This window comes from Caballeronia zhejiangensis (assembly GCF_022879815.1).
Classification (GTDB): Bacteria; Pseudomonadota; Gammaproteobacteria; order Burkholderiales; family Burkholderiaceae; genus Caballeronia; species Caballeronia zhejiangensis.
This window is the reverse complement of record NZ_CP084283.1, coordinates 1,377,876-1,397,535: the sequence shown is the minus strand read 5'-3', so window position 1 is coordinate 1,397,535 and position 19,660 is coordinate 1,377,876. Positions and strand designations below refer to the sequence as shown.

The window sequence follows — 19,660 nt, the reverse complement described above, 5'->3', positions numbered from 1 at the left end:
GGAGTTTTCCGCATGAAGACCGTTGGCGATAAAGTCGAAGCATTCACTGTCACCGCTGCGAAGCCGGGTTTCAACCATCACGAAGAGAACGGCCAGTCGGCGTTCGAGGAAATCACCGAGCAGTCTTTCCCCGGCAAGTGGAAGATCATCTATTTCTATCCGAAAGATTTCACGTTTGTCTGCCCGACGGAGATCGTCGAATTCGCGAAGCTGGCGGCCGATTTCGAGGACCGCGACGCGGTTCTGCTCGGCGGCAGCGTAGACAACGAGTTCGTCAAGCTGGCATGGCGCCGCGAGCACAAAGACCTGAACAAGCTGAACCATTACTCGTTCGGCGACGTGAAAGGCGAACTGATCGATCAACTCGGCGTGCGCGACAAGGAAGCAGGCGTGGCGTTGCGCGCGACGTTCATCGTCGATCCGGACAACGTCATTCAGCACGTCTCGGTCAATAACCTGAACGTCGGCCGCAGCCCGGAAGAAATCTTGCGCATTCTCGACGGCTTGCAAACGGACGAACTCTGCCCGTGCAACCGTGCCGTCGGCGGCGCGACGCTGTAAGCGTTTCCGGATGCCGCGAAGCCCGCCATCGAGCCGAGTGTATTCGGCCGATCGGCGGGCTTTTTAATGCCATCGAACAGGAGCAAACAATGGAATTTCTGTCTGCGATCAAGGAACTGGTGCCCGATTACGCGAAGGACATTCGCCTTAACGTCGACGGCACGATCGCGCGTTCATCGCTCGAAGGAAGCGATGCGGCTGGCGTCGCGCTCGCCGCCGCGTTTGCCGCGAAAGCGACGAAGCTCGTCGCCATCATTCGCAACTCGGGCGCGCTGTCGCCCGAAGAGACGAACGCCGTGCTCACCGCGGCCGCGCTGATGGGCATGAACAACGTCTGGTATCCGTACCTGGAAATGGCCGACAACGCCGATCTCAAGACGCAGCCCGCGAACTTGCGCATGAACGCGTATGCGTCGCACGGCGGCGTCGACAAGCGGCGCTTCGAGATGTACGCGCTCGCGGCGTCGATCGTCGGCAAGTGCCATTTCTGCGTGAAATCGCACTACGAGAATCTCGTGGCCGAAGGCATGTCGACGACGCAACTGCGCGACGTCGGCCGCATCGCCGCGGTGATCAACGCCGTCGCGCTGACGATCGAAGCCGAAGGGAAATAGCGCTTCCCGCCGCGCTTTAGCCGTCGATTGACGTCCGGCGCAAAAGCACCGCGGCCTGCGCTTCGATGCCTTCCTTGCGCCCGAGATAGCCGAGCTTCTCGTTCGTCTTGGCCTTGACGTTCACGCGATCCATTGAAAGATCGAGATCGGCGGCGATGTTTTCGCGCATGGCATCGATATGGGAGCTGAGTTTCGGCGCCTGCGCGATGATCGTGCTGTCGACGTTCGCGATCGCGAAACCCGCCTCCGACACGCGCCGGAACGCCTCGCGCAGCAGCACGCGGCTGTCCGCGCCGGCGAATTCGGTCGCCGTGTCCGGGAAATGCCTGCCGATGTCGCCGAGCGACGCCGCGCCGAACAGCGCATCGGTGATCGCGTGCAGCAGCACGTCGGCGTCCGAGTGGCCGAGCAGACCGCGCTCGTAGGGAATCGTCACGCCGCCGATGATGAGCGGGCGGCCTTCGACGAGCTGGTGGACGTCGTACCCTTGTCCGATTCTGAAATCCATCGATCCAAACCTTTGTTGAGTGTGAGTCAGGCGCCGGCCGAAAGCATCGCGCCCGCGAGCGCGAAATCCTCCGGATACGTCACCTTGAAGTTGCGCAGACTGCCCTGAACCAGTTTCGGCGAATGACCGAGCCATTCGATCGCGCTCGCTTCGTCCGTCAGGTCGTGGCCGTCGTGACGCGCACGCTCGATCGCTTCGCGCAGCATGCCGAGCCGGAACATTTGCGGCGTCTGCGCCTGCCAGAGCCCGTCGCGCGATTCGGTGCGCGCGACGCGCACGTCGTCCGTGGGGACATCGGGCATGTTCGGTGCGACGCGTTTCAGCGTGTCCGCGACCGGCAGCGCGAGAATGCCGCCGACCGCATCGTCGCGCAGTTCCGCGACAAGCTTGCGAATCAGCTCCGGCGTGATGCCGGGGCGCGCGGCGTCGTGCACGAGGACCCAGTCGTCTTCGCGCGCGCCGAATTTCGCGAGCGCGACGAGCCCGTTGTACACCGACGCTTGCCGCGAGGCGCCGCCGCAGCGCTCGACCGCGAAGCGCAATCCGGCGAAGCGGCGCGCGTCGAAGTGGTTGTCGTCCGGTGCGAGCACGACGAGCGTCTGCGAGAATTCGGAGCACGCGTCGAACGCCGCGAGCGTGTACGCGAGCATTGAGCGGCCCGCGATCGTCTGGTATTGCTTCGGCATCGGCGCGCCGGAGCGGCTGCCGGTGCCGGCGCAGGGAATCAGTGAGAACAGGCGCGAAGTCACGGGCGAATAGTCGAGCAGATGAGGTGAACAAGTAAAGTTGAAGCCCGGATTTTATAATAGGTCTTTCGCGACCACGTCCCGCGCACGCCGGTTCGACTCTCCGAACCCGCGTTTGCCGGACGGCTCCATGCACACCTTATGCCTTCCAAAGCCGTCAACGCGCAGTCCAGTTCTCCCATCGCGCTCGTGAAACCGGGTCAGCGCTTCGTCTTCGATGGCGCTTCCGGCTCGTCCGATGCGCTCGCCATCGCGCGCTACTACGCCGCGTATCGCGAGAGCGTGCCGCTCCTGACGGTCGTCACCGCGAGCGCAGTCGATGCGCAGCGTCTCGCCGCCGAAATCCCCTACTTCGCGCCCGATGCGCGCGTGCGCCTTCTGCCCGACTGGGAGACGCTGCCGTACGACGCGTTTTCGCCGCACCAGGATCTCGTCTCGGAACGTCTCGCGACGCTGCACGATCTCGGCGAAGGCCGCTGCGACATCCTCATCGTCCCGGCGACGACCGCGCTCTATCGCATGCCGCCCGCGTCGTTTCTCGCGGCTTACACGTTCTCGTTCACGCAGGGCGAGCGGCTCGACGAAGCGAAGCTCAAGGCGCAATTGACGCTCGCGGGTTACGAGCACGTGAGCCAGGTCGTGCGGCCGGGCGAGTATTGCGTGCGCGGCTCGCTCATCGATCTCTATCCGATGGGCTCGGCGCTGCCGTATCGCATCGATCTGTTCGACGACCAGGTGGACTCCATCCGCGCGTTCGATCCGGACACGCAGCGCAGCCTTTATCCGGTGCGCGACGTGCGCCTGCTGCCGGGCCGCGAGTTCCCGTTCGACGAAGCCGCGCGCACCGCCTTTCGCAGCCGCTGGCGAGAGGTCTTCGAGGGCGATCCGAGCCGCTCGCAGATTTACAAGGACATGGGCAATGGCGTGCCCTCGGCGGGCATCGAATACTATCTGCCGCTCTTCTTCGATGAAACCGCGACGCTCTTTCATTACTTGCCGCAAGGCTCGCAGCTCGCGTTTGTCGGCGATATGGACGCCGCGATCAAGCGCTTCACGCACGACACGAAGCAGCGCTACGACTTCCTTTCGCACGATCGCGAGCGGCCCTTGCTCGAACCGCGCCGGCTCTTTCTGACAGACGACGACTTCTTCACGTTCGCGAAGCCCTTCGCGCAGTTGAAGTTTCCCGCGACGCCCGAAGGCGGCTGGGCCGTGCCGCTGCCGGGCCTCGCGATCGACCGTCACGCCGACGAGCCTTTGCTCGCGCTGCGTCACTATCTGGAGCAGACGGACAATCGCGTGATGCTCGTCGCGGAATCGGCGGGACGTCGCGAGACGATCCAGCAATTGCTCGCCGACAACGGCCTGCGCGGCGAATTGCGCGACACGTTCCACGAATGGCTGACCGCCGACGGCAAGTTCACGCTCGGCATCGCGCCGCTCGCCAACGGTTTCGCGCTGCCGTTGGAGAAGCTGTCGATCGTCACCGAGACGGAGCTTTACGGACCGCTCGCGCGCCGCGCCGGACGGCGTCGTCAGGAGCAGGCGAGCAACGTCGATTCGATGGTGCGCGATCTCGCCGAGCTGAAGGTCGGCGATCCCGTCGTGCATGCGCAGCATGGCATCGGCCGATACATGGGCCTCGTGTCGATGGACCTCGGCGAAGGTGAAACCGAATTCCTGCATCTCGAGTATCAGAACGAGGCGAAGCTGTATGTGCCGGTCGCGCAATTGCATGTGATCTCGCGCTACAGCGGCGCGGACCCGGAAAGCGCGCCGCTGCATACGCTCGGCTCCGGCCAGTGGGAAAAAGCCAAACGCAAGGCCGCGCAGCAGATTCGCGATACGGCCGCCGAGCTGCTCAACCTTTACGCGCGCCGCGCGGCGCGCGAAGGTTATGCGTTCAAGCTCGAGCCGCGCGACTACACCAAGTTCGCGGAGAGCTTCGGCTTCGAGGAAACGCCCGATCAGGCGGCGGCGATCGCAGCCGTCATCGGCGACATGACGAGCGGCAAACCGATGGACCGTCTCGTGTGCGGCGACGTCGGCTTCGGCAAAACGGAAGTCGCGCTGCGCGCCGCGTTCATCGCGGTGATGGCGGGCAAGCAGGTCGCGATTCTTTCGCCGACGACGCTGCTTGCGGAACAGCACACGCAGACCTTCACCGACCGTTTCGCCGACTGGCCGGTGCGCATCGCGGAACTGTCGCGCTTCAAGACCGGCAAGGAAGTTTCGACGGCCGTGCAGCAGATCAACGAAGGCTCGGTCGATATCGTCATCGGCACACACAAGCTCTTGTCGAGCGATGTGAAGTTCAAGCGGCTCGGGCTCGTGATCATCGACGAGGAGCATCGCTTCGGCGTGCGGCAGAAGGAGGCGCTCAAGGCATTGCGCGCCGAGGTCGACGTGCTCACGCTCACCGCGACGCCGATTCCGCGCACGCTCGGCATGGCACTCGAAGGCCTGCGTGATTTTTCCGTGATCGCGACCGCGCCGCAGAAGCGGCTCGCGATCAAGACTTTCGTGCGGCGCGAGGAAGACGGCGTGATCCGCGAGGCGATGCTGCGCGAACTGAAGCGCGGCGGCCAGGTTTACTTCCTGCACAACGAAGTCGAGACGATCGAGAATCGGCGCGCGATGCTCGAAGCGCTGGTGCCCGAGGCGCGCATCGCGGTTGCGCACGGACAGATGCACGAGCGCGAGCTCGAACGCGTGATGCGCGATTTCGTCGGCCAGCGCGCGAACGTGCTGTTGTGCACGACGATCATCGAGACCGGCATCGACGTGCCGAGCGCGAACACGATCCTCATGCATCGTGCGGACAAGTTCGGTCTTGCGCAGTTGCATCAGTTGCGCGGACGTGTCGGGCGTTCGCATCACCAGGCGTATGCGTATTTGCTGGTGCACGATCCGCAATCGCTGACGAAGCAGGCGCAGCGGCGGCTCGAAGCCATTCAGCAGATGGAGGAACTCGGCTCGGGTTTTTATCTCGCGATGCACGACCTGGAGATTCGCGGTACGGGCGAGGTGCTCGGCGACAAGCAATCGGGCGAGATTCACGAGATCGGCTTCCAGCTTTACACCGACATGCTGAACGACGCCGTGCGCGCGCTGCGCGAAGGCCGCGAGCCGGATCTGAACGCCCCGCTTGCGGCAACGACCGAGATCAATCTGCACGCGCCCGCGATTCTGCCCGCCGATTACTGCGCCGATGTGCAGGAGCGTTTGTCGTTGTACAAGCGGCTCGCGAACTGCGAATCGAGCGATGCGATCGATGGCATTCTCGAAGAGCTCGTCGATCGATTTGGGAAGCTGCCGCCGCAGGCGCATGCGCTCGTGGAGACGCATCGGCTGCGTCTTGCTGCGAAACCGCTCGGCATCTCGAAGATTGACGCGGGCGAGCAGTCGATCTCGCTGCAGTTCGTTCCGAATCCGCCCGTCGATGGCATGAAGATCATCGAGATGGTGCAGAAGCATAAGCACATCAAGCTCGCGGGTCAGGACAAGTTGCGCATCGAGTCGCGGAGTCCCGATCTCTCGGTGCGGATCTCTACTGTCAAGGAGACGTTGCGGGCGTTGGGGGGGCCGGTTCGGAAACCGGCCGCTGTTGTTCGGTGATTTTTTTGTTTTCGCCGGATTCCGATTTGCTTTCGGTCTGTCAGCGTTGCCTCCTGTGCGGGGTGGGGCTCACTTTGCTTACTGTAGTCGCCGGATCCCGGTCTCGCGTCGGTCTATTAGCACTGCCCCTGTGCGGGGCGGCACTCACTTTCTTTGCTGCTGCAAAGAAAGTAAGCAAAGAAAGCAGCTCTTCAGGCCCGCGGTCACACGCAATTTGGGTAGTCCTCTCGTCACAGGCGGCACTCGCCTAAAGAGTGCCCTCAAACACCTAATCGGGCTTGGCTCGCGCACGGTCTGCCGCCCGAAGGTGTTCAGAACGTTGGTTCAGCACGAAAGAGCTTCGGCACAGCGCTACGCGCTGCCGCCGGGTCTGCAAGGGAAACCATAGGTTTGCATGTGCGGTGCGAGAGAGAATTTAGTAGCAAAGCACACGCAGACCCGCTTGACCGGTCGGCCGCGAAGCGGGCTGGAGCTATTTGGTGCTGAACCAGTTTGGTGTGTGGTGCGATGTGACAGACCGTGCGCGAGCCAAGCCCGATGGGGCCTATGAGGGCACTCTTTAGGCAGCCCACGATGGACGAGAGGACTACCCAAATTGCGTGTGACCGCGGGCGTATCGGAAGCTGCTTTCTTTGGTTACTTGTATCTTGAATCTGGCGTCCGGAAGCTGATCTCTCCCGTTCGCTCGAAGCGGTAGCCCGTTTGTGTTACATGGGCTCACAGCCCGAAAGAAAGCTGGTGGCGCCGCTTCTCCTTACCGCTTTGAACCCGGACAGTTGACTGAGCCTCGAGCTCGTATCTTTGCAAGTATGGGTGCTGTGGTGAACCAAATCCAATCCTCTTCCGTCTCGCCTTTGTTCGTTGGCATCGATGTCAGCGGCTCCTTTCTCGACATCGCCTTCCACGAATCCTCCGAACTCTTTCGCCTGGCCAATTCTCCCGATGGCTTCGCGCAGCTGATCCACCGACTGCTGCCGCTCAACCCACAACTCATCGTGCTCGAAGCCACCGGCAAGCTCGAACGCGCCGTCCTCGAAGCCCTCTGCCAGGCCGGCTTGCCCGCCGTCGCGGTCAATCCCAAGCGGGTGCGCGACTTCGCCAGGTCCGCCGGCGTACGGGCCAAGACCGATCGCATCGATGCGCGCCTCATCGCCCGCTATGGCGCGACCATCAAACCCGAAGTCAGACCCCTGAACGACGAGCAAACCCAGCAGTTGCAGGCCCTCATCCTGCGCCGTGCACAGCTCATCGAGATGCTCACCGCCGAGCAAAATCGCCGCAAACGCGCTCATAAATCCGCTTTGCCAAGCATCGATGAGTTCATTCGCTTCATCTCACAGCGCATCAAGGACGCCGATCGCGACATCGACGCCTTCCTGCACGCCAACGATCTCTGGCGCAAGACCGAGGCCGTGCTGCGCTCCGTGCCCGGCATCGGCAAAGGCGCCGCGGCCGTGCTCATTGCCTTTCTGCCCGAACTCGGAACCCTCAACGCCCGCGAAATCGCCTCGCTCGCCGGGCTCGCCCCGTTCAATTCCGATAGCGGCGCTCACTGCGGCCAGCGACACGTCTCGGGCGGCCGCCCCATCGTGCGGCGCGCCCTCTACATGGCCTGCGTCGCCGCCCAGCGATCCAACGCGCACATCAAGGCGTTTTGCGACCGCCTGCGCGCCAGAGGCAAAAAGACCAAAGTCGCCTTCGTCGCAGCAATGCGCAAGATGCTCACCCAGCTCAACGCCATGATGCGCGACGGCACAACTTGGAATCCCCCAAAACCATGATCCTTACCAACTCAACCCTTGACGCTCAATACAGTTGCTTTCTTTGCAGCAGCAAAGAAAGTGACTGCCGCCCCGCACAGGGGCAACGCTAATAGACCACTAAGAAAACGGGATCCAGCGACAACCCCAAAGCGCCAAAGCTCAAAAGCCCCAAAACTCAAAAACCAAAAAGCCCCCTACGGCCAGCATCATTCTTTTGGGCTATGATCAAACCCTACCCGCAGGAGCAAAAATATGTCACAGATCGCTGACACGGCGAATCTCGAAGCTCAATCCAGAACCGAAACGCCCATTTGCCTGCCGTGGATCGAACGGCTCGTATCCATCGATACCGTAAGCCGCAATCCGAATCTCGGCCTGATCGAAACGGTACGCGACGAACTGCGAAAAGCGGGCATCGAAGCGACCATCACCAACGATCCGCGCGGCCAGTGGGCGAATCTCTTCGCCACGGTCCCGGCGCACGACGGCCAAACCGACGGCGGCATCGTGCTGTCGGGTCACACCGATGTCGTTCCGGTCGACGGTCAGGACTGGCAGAGCGATCCGTTCAAGCCCGAAGTGCGCGACGGCCTCCTCTACGGCCGCGGCTCGTGTGACATGAAAGGCTTCATCGGCGCCGCGCTCGCCATGCTACCGAAGATGCAGGCGACCAAGCTCGCGAAACCCATCCACTTCGCGCTTTCCTACGACGAAGAAGTCGGCTGCGCCGGCGCGCCGCTGATGATCGCCGACCTGAAAAAGCGCGGCCTCAAACCCGATGGCTGCATCGTCGGCGAACCGACATCGATGCGCCCGATCATCGCGCACAAAGGCATCAACACTTATCACTGCTGCGTGCGCGGCTTCGCGGCGCATTCGTCGCTGACGCCGAAGGGCCTGAACGCGATCGAGTACGCAGCGCGGCTCATCTGCCACATCCGCGATCTCGTCGACGAGTTTCGCGCGCAAGGTCCGTTCGACGAACTCTACGACGTGCCCTTCACCACCGGTCAGACGAGCACGATAAAAGGCGGCAACGCGATCAACACCGTGCCCGCCGAATGCAACTTCGAGTTCGAATTCCGCAATTTGCCGACGATCGATCCCGATCAGATCTTCAAACGCATCCAGTCGTACGCGCATGACACGCTGCTGCCGAAGATGCTGAAGGAACACGGCAACGCGGCGATCGAATTCACGAAGCTCGCGTCCGCGCCCGGCCTCGACGCCACCGAGCAGGCCGCGATCACGCAACTCGTGCGCGCGCTCACGCAAAATCAGGACAAGCACAAGGTCGCCTACGGCACCGAAGCGGGCTTGTTCGCGAACGCGGGCGTGCCGAGCATCGTCTGCGGGCCGGGCAACATCGAACAGGCGCACAAGGCGAACGAGTATGTGTCGCTCGAACAGCTCGTCCAGTGCGAGGCGTTCCTGGGCAAGTTCATCCACAGCATGTCCGTCGAAGCACAGCCCCGTTGACCTCTCCAGATCGACAACACGTCATGTCCACTGCCATGCAGCATTCCGACAATACGATCGACGGCACACCGATTCCGACGCTCGACGAAATCGCCGAGCAGCATATGGCGCTCACGCCGTGGGTGACGCGCACCCCGACCTTCGAGCGCCACGACTTTCCGACGCTCGAAGGCACGCCGGTCACGTTCAAGTTCGAACTCTTGCAGGCAAGCGGCACGTTCAAGGCGCGCGGCGCGTTTTCGAATATCCTCGCGCTCACCGACAGCGAGCGTTCGGCGGGCGTCACGTGCGTATCGGCGGGCAATCACGCGGTGGCGGTCGCGTACGCGGCGCAGCGCATGGAAGTGGGCGCGAAGGTCGTCATCATCAAGAGCGCGAGCCCGGCGCGCGTGGCGCTGTGCCGGCGCTACGGCGCGGAAGTCGTGTTCGCGGAGAACGTCGCCGAGGCGTTCGATGTCGTGCGGCGCGTCGAAGCGGAAGAAGGACGCGTGTTCATCCATCCGTTCAACGGCTATCGCACGGTGCTCGGCACGGCGACGCTCGGCTACGAGTGGACGTCGCAGGCGCCCGATCTCGACGCCGTGATCCTGCCGATCGGCGGCGGCGGCCTGGCCGCGGGCGTATCGACGGCGATGCGCCTCGCAAATCCGTCGCTGCATGTCTTCGGCGTGGAACCGGAAGGCTCGGATGCGATGAAACGCAGCTTCGAGGCGAATCACACGGTCAAGATGGGCGCGATGCACGGCATCGCCGATTCTTTGATGGCGCCGCATACCGAGCAGTACAGCTACGAGCTATGTCGGCGGCATATCGACGAGATCGTCGCCGTGTCGGACAACGAGCTGCGTCACGGCATGCTGCAGTTGTTCGGTGAACTCAAACTGGCGGTCGAGCCGGCATGCGCCGCCGCCACCGCCGCCCTGCTCGGACCGTTGCGCGAGCGGCTGGAAGGCAAGCGTGTCGGCGTGCTGCTGTGCGGCACCAATACCGACCCGACGACCTTCGCGAAGCATCTCGCGCTCGCGCGGGAAGCGTCGGGCGACTGAAGCTTTCGCAAGCAGGCGTTTGCATGTCTTTTCTCGGGGCGCATCGTGCGCCCCGAACTCGTTTTGCGCAAACTTCACGCTGAGATTTTCTCAAAGCGTATTAATGAAAAAAATAATTGATCTTTGTGCATATCTTTGTCATTCCGGCGGCAAAGCTTGTCTGCGCACGTGCGCGCTGATAGTGTCGCCAACCAAATGCAGTCGGAAGATCTGTTTCTAAACCTGAGCACTGTTTAATCTTTTTCAATCGCCATTAGCGCCCGTTTCAAAGTTCGCGGAGCTGATTCGGCACGAACAAGAACTCTCTCCGGCAAGTACAGGCAGCAACGATCCATCGTTGCGGGAACACGCACGCCTACGAATAGCGATTAAATTCAATTAATGTCTACCGCGATATTTCGCAAAGCGGATAGATAGACGGATCCATTTATTACGGCGCTTTTGGACGCACCAATTTTTCAAACAATGAGCAAAATAAATCGAATCCCAGAAACGGGAATAATGCAATGCGTTTTATCTGAATTCGGCACGCGTCGCGGACTTACCGCGCGCCGATCAGTTCTGGCGCTGATGCTGGCGGCCTCATCGGCCTGCATTCCCGTTGCTCATGCAACCGAAAGCGCGCTCGGCCGGCCTGTCGCGGGCATGAGCGTCGGCCCGAGCGCGGGCATCGTGCCGCCCGAGCCGATGACCATCGTGAACTTCGAGAACATCTATCTCGACGGCTCGATCGGCGCGAACCGCTCCGTGCCGATCGCCGGCACGGCGACTGCCGGCGTCGACGCGAAGATCGACTTCACGCTCGCTACCCTGATGCGCTCGTGGGGCAGCATGGGCGGATGGAGTTTCGCGTCCGCCATCACGCTGCCCTACGTCTGGACCGACGTGAAAGCAGGCGCGTCCGTCGGACGCCTGAACGGCGCGCGCAGCGACAGCGCCGCGAACTTGTTTGACCTCTACTTCACGCCGATCGTCGCGGGATACCACTTCTCGCGCACCGATCACATCGCGCTCAGCTTCAACGTCTGGGCGCCGACCGGCCGTTACGACCCGAACGCGCTCGCCAACACGAGCCTGAACAACTGGACCTTCGTGCCTCAAGTGGCGTACACGAAGCTCGTTCCGCAGTACGGCCTGGAATTCGACGCCGTCGCGGGACTGCAGTTCTACACGCGCAATCAAGCCACCGATTATCAAAACGCCCCGCTCTTCACGCTCGATCTAATGGGCCTGAAGAAATTCGCCAATGGCGTCGGCGTAGGCCTCGTGATGGGCACCGTTCAGCAGCTCGGCAAGGACTCCGGCCCAGTCGCCGATCGGCTCGACGGCTTCGTCGGACATGACTTCTCGCTCGGTCCCATCGTCACTTACGACACCAAGGTGGGCGGCAAACATCCCGTTTCGGCGAGCTTGCGCTGGGTGCCGAGCATCGCGAGCACGAACCGGCTCAAGAGCACCAACAGTTTCATGGCAAGCGCGACGCTGGCGTTCTGATGCCTGCCCGCATCGCGATATGAATTCAACCCGAAGAAGGAGCAACGCATGAAAAAAACCTCTATCAGCACGATAACCGCGCTGCTGTTCGCTGCGGGCACCGCGCACGCGCTGGAAGCGAAGCAGCCGCCGCGCAACCCGTTCCTCGCCGCCGAGAAATATTCGATCACGCACTTCGATTCGTCGCAGAGCGATGCGTTTCCGTATGCGGTCAAGCCCGGCTTCTTCAACGTCGATATCAGCAAGGCGCCGCGCGTCGTCGCCGGTCCGGTGAACATCATGACGCTCGCGTCGACGTCGCCGAACTACATGTGGGGCGTGTCCAGCGAAGGCGTGACGTATATCGACGTGTCGAACGGCGGCTTCAAGGAAGTCGCACGCGCCCCGGCGCCCGGCAACAAGGTCATTCCGGCCGCGCTGCACGACAAGGTGCTCGGCGAGCGCTACACGAACATCAAGCAGGCCGAAGACGCAGTGTTCAAGACCTACGGCCTCGACTGGACGCGCGTCGTCAACGGCGTGTACTCGGTGGTGGACAAGGATAATCATGTCTACTACAACGATTCGGACGGCAACATCAGCATGTTCGGTCTCGTGGACGAAAAGAATCCGGCCGCCGGCATCAAGGTCATCAAGACCGTCGACATGAAACCGATCGTCGGCAAGGCGCATCTCGTCGGCACGGGTGTCACGTACGACGGCAAGTTCGTCGTGGCATCGAACGTGTCGATCAGCGTGTTCGACCGTTCGCTCGAAGGCCAGCCGCAGACGATCCGCTTTGCGCCGGGCGAATTCGTGAGCAACTCGTTCGCGATCGATCAGAAAGGCGGCATCTACATTGCGTCGAATCGCGTGATGCATAAGGTCGTTTGGACCGGCACGAAGCTCTCGGAAGACGAAGCAGACGGCGCATGGAAGGCCGAATATGAGCACGGCGATCAGCCGCCCGCAGTCAAGTTCGGCGACGGCACCGGCTCCACGCCCACGCTCATGGGCTTCGGCGACGACCAGGACAAGCTCGTGGTCATCACGGACGGCGCGAACCGCATGCACCTCGTCGCGTTCTGGCGCGACCAGATGCCTGCGGGCTGGAAGCAGATTCCGGGTACGAAGTCGCCGCGCATCGCCGGTCAGATCGGCATCACGGCCGGACTCAAGCATCCGCCGAAGTTCGTTCAGAGCGAACAGTCGGTGGTCGTGAACGGCTACGGCGCGTTCGTCGTCAACAACGTTGCCGAGAAGGGCCATCCGGACAAGCTCGTCGACGTGCTGTCGCTCGGTCCGGTCAACAAGCCGGCCTCGGGTGCCGAGCGTCTCGAATGGGATCCGAAGAAGCACGCATGGCGCTCGGTCTGGACGCGTGACGACGTCGTTTCCATCAGCATGGTGCCGAGCACGAGTTCGGCGTCGAACATGGTGTTCGTGAACGGCTACTATCCGAAGACGGGTTGGGAAATCACCGGCATGGACTGGAACACCGGCAAGACCGTGCATCGCGTGTCGTTCGGGCAGAGCAATCTGGGCAACGGCGCTTACGCCATCATCCAGTACATGTCCAACGGCGACCTGCTCATGAATAGCATCGGCGGTCCGACGCGCGTCGTTCTGAAGGACGCAGCAGCGAAGTAAGCGGCGCGTCTTGATGCAAGAAGGGCCATCGCGACTGAACATCGCGATGGCCCTTCGGCGTTTACAGCGTCGTGCCGGACGCGCTTTTTGCGTCCGGCCACTTGACGTCACATCACCGTTGCGAGCTTTCTCCGTTCGCTGCGCAGCATGAAGACGTTCGCCGCGATCACGCCGACCGTCACGAGCGCGATGAACAAAGTCGCGAGCGCGTTCATCTCCGGATTCAGGCCAAGACGCACGCGCGAGAACACGACGAGCGGCAATGTCGTCGAACCGGGACCGGACAGGAACGCCGACAGCACGAGATCGTCGATCGAAAGCGTGAACGACAGCAGCCAACCGGCGACGAGCGCCTGCGAGATCAGCGGCAGCGTGATCGAGAAGAACACGCGCAGCGGCGTCGCGCCGAGATCGAGCGCGGCCTCCTCCAGCGAAGGATTCAGCTCCCGCACCCGCGATTCCACGATGATCGCCACATACGAGATGCACAACATGACGTGTCCGATCCAGATCGTGAAGAATCCGCGATCCGGCCATCCGATGAGCTTCGCCATTTCGACGAACAACAGCAGCAGCGAAATGCCCTGAATGACTTCGGGGATCACGAGCGGCGCGTTGATCATGCCCGCGTAGAGCGTGAAGCCCTTGAAGCGCCCCATGCGCGCGAGCACGAAGCCCGCCCACGTGCCGATGACGACCGACGCGCACGCCGTGAAAAACGCGATGCGCAACGACAGCCACGCCGCGTTGATCAGTTCGTCGTCGGTGACGAGCGCGCGATACCACTTGAGCGACGGCTCGGTCCAGACGGTGACGAGCGGCGAATCGTTGAACGAATAGACGATGAGACTCAGGATCGGTATATAGAGGAACGCGAATCCCAATCCCAGCGCGGTGATTTGCAACGGACGGCTGACCTTGATCATCGCTTTTCCTGCAGTTGCTTCGCCTGGAAGTGCTGGAAAAGCGCCATCGGCACGAGCAGCAAGAGGACCATCGCGCAAGTGACGGCGGAAGCCATCGGCCAGTCGGCGTTGTTGAAGAACTCGTTCCACATGACGCGGCCGATCATCAGCGTATCCGCGCCGCCGAGCAGTTCGGGAATCACGTACTCGCCCACCGCCGGAATGAACACGAGCAGGCAGCCCGCGATGATGCCGTTCTTCGACAGCGGCAACGTGATCTGCACGAACGCCTTCCACGGCTTCGCGCCGAGATCGTAGGCCGCTTCGAGCAAAGTCAGATCCATCTTCACGAGATGCGCGTAAAGCGGCATCACGAGAAACGGCAAATACGAATACACCATGCCGATATATACCGCGATGTTCGTGTGATACAGCTCGATCGGCGAATGCAGCAGGCCGATCGAAATCAGGAAGTTATTGAGCAGGCCGTTGTTCTTCAGAATGCCGATCCACGCGTACACGCGAATGAGGAACGACGTCCAGAACGGCAGCATCACGGCCATCATCAGGATGTTGCGCGTGGCCGGATTCGAACGGGCGATGTAATACGCCATCGGATAGCCGATCAGGAGGCACAGCACCGTCGATACCGCCGCGACCAGCAGCGAGTTCATGTAGGTCGCGAAGTACAGGCTGTCCTTGACAAGGAACGCGTAGTGCGCGAAGTCGAGCGCGATATGCATCACGCCCTCTTCCATCGTCACGAGATCCGTGTACGGCGGAATGCCGAGCTGGCTGTCCGCGAAGCTGATCTTCACGACGAGCAGGAACGGCACGAAGAACAGCAGCAGGAGCCACAGATAAGGACCGCCGATGACGAGCGTGCGTCCGGAAACGCCGATGCGCTTGAGCCAGTTCGTCATCATGCGGTCAGCACCACGCCCGCCGACGCGCTCCAGCGCACGTAGACTTCGTCGTCGAACGTGGGCGAATCGATCTCGCCGATCGCGAGGCTCGACAGGTTCGCGACCACGACCTTGCCGGAATCGAGCGTCACGTGATAGAGCGTGTAGCCGCCCATGTACGCGATGTTCGTCACCTTTCCGCGGCCCCAGTTGTAGGTGCCTTCGGGCGGCTTGCGCGTGAGCGCGATGCGTTCGGGACGCACGGATATCGTCACCGGCATGCCGAGCGGCCCGGTGATGCCGTGGCTCACATAGAGCCGCACCGGAAGGTCCGGCGATTCGACGAAGATGTGATCCGGCTCGTCCTCGATGACATTGCCGTCGAAGAGATTGGTCGAGCCGATGAACTGCGCGGAGAAGCGGCTATTCGGATACTCATAGACTTCGTGCGGCGTGCCGAGCTGCACGATCTGCCCTTCGCTCATCACGGCGATGCGATTGGCCATCGTCATCGCTTCTTCCTGATCGTGCGTCACCATGATGCAGGTGACGCCCACCGTATCGAGAATATTGACGAGCTCGATCTGCGTGCGCTGGCGAATCTGTTTGTCGAGCGCGGACATCGGCTCGTCGAGCAGAAGCAGCTTAGGTCGCTTGACGAGGCTGCGCGCGAGCGCGACGCGCTGCTGCTGACCACCCGACAACTGGTGCGGCTTGCGCTTGGCGAACTTCGCCATCTGCACGAGTTCGAGCGCGTTGTGGACGCGGTCCTTCAGCTCGCCGCCCTTTACGCCTTCCTGCTTCAGCCCGAACGCGACGTTCGATTCCACGCTCATGTGCGGAAAGAGCGCGTAGGACTGGAACATCATGTTGACCGGCCGGTTGTACGGCGGCATCTTCGCGAGGTCTTCCCCGTCGATCAGAATCTGCCCTTCGGTCACCGATTCGAGTCCGGCGAGCATGCGCAAAAGAGTCGACTTGCCGCAGCCCGAGCTGCCCAGCAGCGCGAACAGCTCGCCCTTCTTCACCGACAGGTTGACGCCCCGCACGGCCGTCGTCTCGCCGAACTTCTTCACGACATCGACGATCTGCACGAAGCTGTCGTCCGTGCTCGAGACGGATGGGAAACTGCCCGGCTCGCGCCGGCCGGAATTAGGCGCTGCCTTCAACGCGCTCGACTGCTCACTCATGATTGCCTGTTCGACTCCTTGCTTCCATGCGTCTTTCGTGACTCGCCCCGCCACGCGATGCGATCACGAACAAAGCCCCCGGAGGTCCAGGGGCTTCGTCGTTTCAAAAGAATAACCGGCTTATCGGATTCATCGGCCGGACTTGAATTCCGTCCAGAGCCGCGTCTGCAGGCGCTGGATTTCCGGCGGCAGCGGCTTCAGCAGGAACAGCGTCTTGATGACATCCTGCGGCGGATACACGGCCGGATCGTTCGCGACGTCCTTATCCACGTACTTGCGCGCTTCGAGATTTGCGCTCGGGTAGTACACGGCGTTGGTGATCGCGGCGTGAACCTGCGGCGTCTCGATGTAGTTGATCCACTCGTGCGCCGCGTCCTTGTTCTTGGCGTCCTTCGGAATCGCCATCACGTCGAACCACACGGGCGCGCCGCCCTTCGGAATGTAGTACTCGATCTTGAACGGCTTCTTCGCATCGACGGCGCGATGCTTCGCGATCACGACGTCGCCCGACCAGCCGTAGGTGAAGCAGATATCGCCGCCGACCATGTCGTTGATGTAGCCCGACGAGTTGAACTGCGTGATGTACGGACGGATTTTCTTCATCATCGCGAGCGCTTCGCGATAATCGGCCGGGTTCGTGCTCATCGGATCCTTGCCGATGTAATGCAGCGCGGCCGCGAACATCTGGTCCGGCGCGTCGAGCACCGAGACGCCGCACGCCTTCAGCTTCGAGATGTTCTCGGGCTTGAAAAGGATGTCCCAGTTGTTCAGTTCGGCGTTCGCGCCGAGGATCTGCTTCGCCTTGTCGACGTTGTAGCCGAGGCCCGTCGTGCCGTACGCCCAGGGCACCGTGTATTTATTGCCCGGATCCGCGCCCTCGACGAGCTTCATCAGGTCGGGATCGAGATATTTGAGGTTCGGCAGCTTCGACTTGTCGAGCGGCGCGAAGATGTTCGCGGCGATCTGCTTGCCGGCGTAATTGCTGGTCGGCACGACGATGTCATAGCCGGAACGGCCGGTCAGGAGCTTGGCCTGCAGGGTGTCGTCGCTGTCGTAGTTGTCGTACTTCACCTTGATGCCGGTCTGCTTGGTGAAGTTGGGAATCGTGTCCTTCGCGATATAGTCCGACCAGTTGTACACGTTCAACTGCGTGTCTTTCGCGAAGGCCGCGAGCGGAGTCAACATCGCGGCGCATGCCAGGGCGCCCGCCAGCTTGGCCGTGCGGCTCGCCAGTTTCTCGTTCATTTCGATTCTCCCTTGTTCCGACTTGTCACGACGTCGTGCCGCCCGGACCCGGCGCATTTTCGCATCGCCGAGCGACCCGCGACTCCCCTAAAACCCCGAAAACTACCATTAAACGCGGACGCGACAAAAAATAATCCGCCGCTTGTCGCGCAAAATGTACACGCCCTTGCGCCACGCGGCGACGGTCTTGCCGCGCGGGGCTCTGCCCGGCTTAGCGCCGCGCGCCGACAGCCGGAAAGAGCGCGCATTTTAGCCCCTAATCCGCTGCCGCGGCACGTGATAAACCCACACTCGTCAAAGTGACACGCAGGCGTAAGCCCGATGCAATGTCATTATTCGTGGTCGGTCGCCTGCGTCCCCTTGCGCCCGCCGTTTTGCGAGTCGTTTCTTCGTCGTTTCGTTGACTCGCACGAGCGCGGCCGACACGGGACAAGCCTGACGAATAGCCAGCGGAACAGTTGTTGCGAGCCAATTCGACGTGCGCCGCGAAAAGCGGCGTCTTCTGAACCGGCAACGCGCACCGTTGCAACGCTATCCGAGGCCGCCTCCCGCATGAATACCAATCCCTCCGCGCTCGCCCGGCCGTCAGCCGCGAAATCCGACGCGCAGTCGCCCGTGGCGACCCGTGAAGATCGGGGGCGCGCGCCGCGCCCGCGCAGACACTGGTATTCGTTCGCCGGCGCGGGCGCGCTCGTCGCTGTCGGCTACATGGATCCCGGCAACTGGGCGACGGCGCTCGCGAGCGGCGCGCGCTACGGTTACTCGCTGCTTTTCGTCGTCCTGCTCGCGAGCCTGATGGGGATGCTGCTGCAATGGGTCGCGTCGCGCGTGGGCGTCGTGACCGGGCGCGACCTCGCGCAACTGTGCCGCGAACGCTACAGCCGCCGTACGACGCTCGTTCTGTGGATCGCGTGCGAAATCGCGATCATCGCGTGCGACGTCGCGGAAGTCGTCGGCAGTGCGGTTGCGCTGCAAATGCTCTTCGGCCTCTCGCTCACGGCCGGCGTGCTGGTTTCGGCGGTCGGAACCTTCGCGATGCTCGCGCTGCAAAACCGCGGCAAGCGGACCCTGCAGCGGGCGGTATCGACGCTCATCTTTCTCGTGAGTTTGTGCTTCGTCATCGAACTCGCGCTGGCGCATCCGGTCTGGGGCGATGCGCTGCGCGGGATCGCGCCGTCGCGCGAACTCGTCCGCGATGCCGGCATGCTCTGGCTCGCCGCCGGCGTGCTCGGCGCGACCGTGATGCCGCACAACCTTTATCTGCACTCCGCGCTCGTCAAGGAGCACGCGAGCGCGCGCGACGACGCGACCATCGGGCGCGCGCTTCGTGGCGTGAACATCGATACGTTCGGCTCGCTCGGGCTTGCGTTCATCGTCAACGCGTCGTTACTGATCGTCGCGGCGGCCGTCTTCCACGCGAACGGCCACACCGGTGTGAACGATCTCGCCGACGCCCACCGTCTCATTGCGCCGCTCGTCGGCACCCATTGGGCGGGCGTCGTGTTCGCCGCCGCGCTGCTCGCGTGCGGCCTGAACGCGACGGTCACGGGCACACTCGCCGGCCAGGCGGTGATGGAAGGCTTCCTGCGCCTCAAGATGGCGCGCTGGGCGCGGGCGCTCCTGACGCGCGGGCTCGCGATCGGTCCGGCGCTCGTCGCGGTCGGAAGTTTCGGCCAGCATGGTTCGAACGCGCTCCTCGTCGCGACGCAAGTCGTCTTGAGCCTGCAATTGCCGCTCGCCGTGATTCCACTCGTGCGCTTCGCCTCCGATGCCGCGCTGATGGGCCGCTGGCGCGTCGCGCGCGTGCCGCTGGCGCTGGCGTGGATGTGCGCGGGCGTGATCGTCGCGCTGAACGGCGCGATGCTCTGGCAGGCGGTGTTTTCGGCCTGACGCACCGGTTTCGATGCCATTTCGTCTGGAATGTCGGGATCGCGGCGCGGCTCGCGCTGTCAGACTG

At 62.4% G+C, this 19,660-nt stretch carries 15 protein-coding genes; 9 read left to right on the top strand and 6 right to left on the bottom strand.

The features are described from left to right. The first annotated feature begins 12 nt into the window (after positions 1–12). Both LDZ23_RS06740 and LDZ23_RS06735 read left to right on the top strand, forming a co-directional pair. The gene (locus tag LDZ23_RS06740) at positions 13–561 is read left to right on the top strand and encodes a peroxiredoxin (protein ID WP_008349775.1); all 549 of its coding nucleotides are present in this window, start codon (positions 13–15) and stop codon (positions 559–561) included. Between the two features lie 89 nt (positions 562–650). Beyond that, complete coding sequence (locus tag LDZ23_RS06735; RefSeq protein ID WP_008349777.1) at positions 651–1,175, top strand: carboxymuconolactone decarboxylase family protein; 525 nt, start codon at positions 651–653, stop codon at positions 1,173–1,175. 16 nt (positions 1,176–1,191) lie between these two features. Here the strand turns inward: LDZ23_RS06735 and ispF are convergent, their stop codons facing one another. Both ispF and ispD read right to left on the bottom strand, forming a co-directional pair. After that, positions 1,192–1,683 (bottom strand): 2-C-methyl-D-erythritol 2,4-cyclodiphosphate synthase, encoded by a 492-nt coding sequence (gene ispF, locus LDZ23_RS06730; protein WP_008349780.1) that lies wholly within the window; start codon positions 1,681–1,683, stop codon positions 1,192–1,194. A gap of 26 nt (positions 1,684–1,709) precedes the next feature. Beyond that, the gene (ispD, locus tag LDZ23_RS06725) at positions 1,710–2,432 is read right to left on the bottom strand and encodes a 2-C-methyl-D-erythritol 4-phosphate cytidylyltransferase (RefSeq protein WP_244808068.1); all 723 of its coding nucleotides are present in this window, start codon (positions 2,430–2,432) and stop codon (positions 1,710–1,712) included. Positions 2,433–2,570: 138 nt separating this feature from the next. Between ispD and mfd the strand changes: the two genes are divergently transcribed. From mfd to LDZ23_RS06695, 6 genes are all read left to right on the top strand, one after another. Beyond that, a complete protein-coding gene (mfd, locus tag LDZ23_RS06720) occupies positions 2,571–6,047 on the top strand; it encodes a transcription-repair coupling factor (RefSeq protein WP_244808067.1) in 3,477 nt (1,158 codons plus the stop codon). Positions 6,048–6,877: 830 nt separating this feature from the next. After that, positions 6,878–7,828, top strand: a complete 951-nt coding sequence (locus LDZ23_RS06715) for an IS110 family RNA-guided transposase (RefSeq protein WP_425129925.1) — start codon at positions 6,878–6,880, stop codon at positions 7,826–7,828. 234 nt (positions 7,829–8,062) lie between these two features. Then, positions 8,063–9,289 (top strand): acetylornithine deacetylase, encoded by a 1,227-nt coding sequence (gene argE, locus LDZ23_RS06710; protein ID WP_244808066.1) that lies wholly within the window; start codon positions 8,063–8,065, stop codon positions 9,287–9,289. A gap of 23 nt (positions 9,290–9,312) precedes the next feature. Further along, positions 9,313–10,335, top strand: a complete 1,023-nt coding sequence (locus LDZ23_RS06705; protein WP_244808065.1) for a threonine/serine dehydratase family protein — start codon at positions 9,313–9,315, stop codon at positions 10,333–10,335. 570 nt (positions 10,336–10,905) lie between these two features. Further along, the gene (locus LDZ23_RS06700) at positions 10,906–11,829 is read left to right on the top strand and encodes a SphA family protein (RefSeq protein ID WP_244808064.1); all 924 of its coding nucleotides are present in this window, start codon (positions 10,906–10,908) and stop codon (positions 11,827–11,829) included. A gap of 48 nt (positions 11,830–11,877) precedes the next feature. Continuing rightward, on the top strand, positions 11,878–13,458 hold the full coding sequence (locus tag LDZ23_RS06695) for an NHL repeat-containing protein (protein ID WP_244808063.1): 1,581 nt from the start codon (positions 11,878–11,880) through the stop codon (positions 13,456–13,458). A 107-nt stretch (positions 13,459–13,565) separates the two neighbouring features. On the opposite strand, the gene LDZ23_RS06690 is transcribed toward LDZ23_RS06695, so the two are convergent. The 4 genes from LDZ23_RS06690 to LDZ23_RS06675 all read right to left on the bottom strand — a co-directional run bounded on the left by LDZ23_RS06690 (position 13,566) and on the right by LDZ23_RS06675 (position 17,703). Next, positions 13,566–14,381: an ABC transporter permease subunit gene (locus LDZ23_RS06690; RefSeq protein ID WP_033536119.1), complete on the bottom strand. Its 816-nt coding sequence runs from the start codon at positions 14,379–14,381 to the stop codon at positions 13,566–13,568. Further along, positions 14,381–15,289: an ABC transporter permease subunit gene (locus LDZ23_RS06685; RefSeq protein ID WP_244808062.1), complete on the bottom strand. Its 909-nt coding sequence runs from the start codon at positions 15,287–15,289 to the stop codon at positions 14,381–14,383. The genes LDZ23_RS06690 and LDZ23_RS06685 overlap by 1 nt, the downstream gene beginning before the upstream one ends. Beyond that, entirely contained in the window at positions 15,286–16,458 is a 1,173-nt protein-coding gene (locus LDZ23_RS06680; RefSeq protein WP_244808061.1) for an ABC transporter ATP-binding protein, read from the bottom strand. The genes LDZ23_RS06685 and LDZ23_RS06680 overlap by 4 nt, the downstream gene beginning before the upstream one ends. Before the next feature lie 129 nt (positions 16,459–16,587). Further along, positions 16,588–17,703, bottom strand: coding sequence for a polyamine ABC transporter substrate-binding protein (locus tag LDZ23_RS06675; protein ID WP_008349802.1), 1,116 nt, complete (start codon positions 17,701–17,703; stop codon positions 16,588–16,590). A 552-nt stretch (positions 17,704–18,255) separates the two neighbouring features. On the opposite strand from LDZ23_RS06675, the gene LDZ23_RS06670 reads away from it, so the two are divergent. Next, positions 18,256–19,593 (top strand): Nramp family divalent metal transporter, encoded by a 1,338-nt coding sequence (locus LDZ23_RS06670; protein WP_244808060.1) that lies wholly within the window; start codon positions 18,256–18,258, stop codon positions 19,591–19,593. Positions 19,594–19,660 lie beyond the last annotated feature (67 nt).

Bases quoted from the DNA above. Each gene is read 5' to 3' on its own strand.
- LDZ23_RS06740 (WP_008349775.1), top strand. From the start codon at position 13: ATGAAGACCGTTGGCGATAAAGTCGAAGCATTCACTGTCACCGCTGCG.
- LDZ23_RS06735 (WP_008349777.1), top strand. From the start codon at position 651: ATGGAATTTCTGTCTGCGATCAAGGAACTGGTGCCCGATTACGCGAAG.
- ispF (WP_008349780.1), bottom strand. From the start codon at position 1,683: ATGGATTTCAGAATCGGACAAGGGTACGACGTCCACCAGCTCGTCGAA.
- mfd (WP_244808067.1), top strand. From the start codon at position 2,571: ATGCCTTCCAAAGCCGTCAACGCGCAGTCCAGTTCTCCCATCGCGCTC.
- argE (WP_244808066.1), top strand. From the start codon at position 8,063: ATGTCACAGATCGCTGACACGGCGAATCTCGAAGCTCAATCCAGAACC.
- LDZ23_RS06705 (WP_244808065.1), top strand. From the start codon at position 9,313: ATGTCCACTGCCATGCAGCATTCCGACAATACGATCGACGGCACACCG.
- LDZ23_RS06700 (WP_244808064.1), top strand. From the start codon at position 10,906: ATGCTGGCGGCCTCATCGGCCTGCATTCCCGTTGCTCATGCAACCGAA.
- LDZ23_RS06695 (WP_244808063.1), top strand. From the start codon at position 11,878: ATGAAAAAAACCTCTATCAGCACGATAACCGCGCTGCTGTTCGCTGCG.
- LDZ23_RS06685 (WP_244808062.1), bottom strand. From the start codon at position 15,289: ATGATGACGAACTGGCTCAAGCGCATCGGCGTTTCCGGACGCACGCTC.
- LDZ23_RS06680 (WP_244808061.1), bottom strand. From the start codon at position 16,458: ATGAGTGAGCAGTCGAGCGCGTTGAAGGCAGCGCCTAATTCCGGCCGG.
- LDZ23_RS06675 (WP_008349802.1), bottom strand. From the start codon at position 17,703: ATGAACGAGAAACTGGCGAGCCGCACGGCCAAGCTGGCGGGCGCCCTG.
- LDZ23_RS06670 (WP_244808060.1), top strand. From the start codon at position 18,256: ATGAATACCAATCCCTCCGCGCTCGCCCGGCCGTCAGCCGCGAAATCC.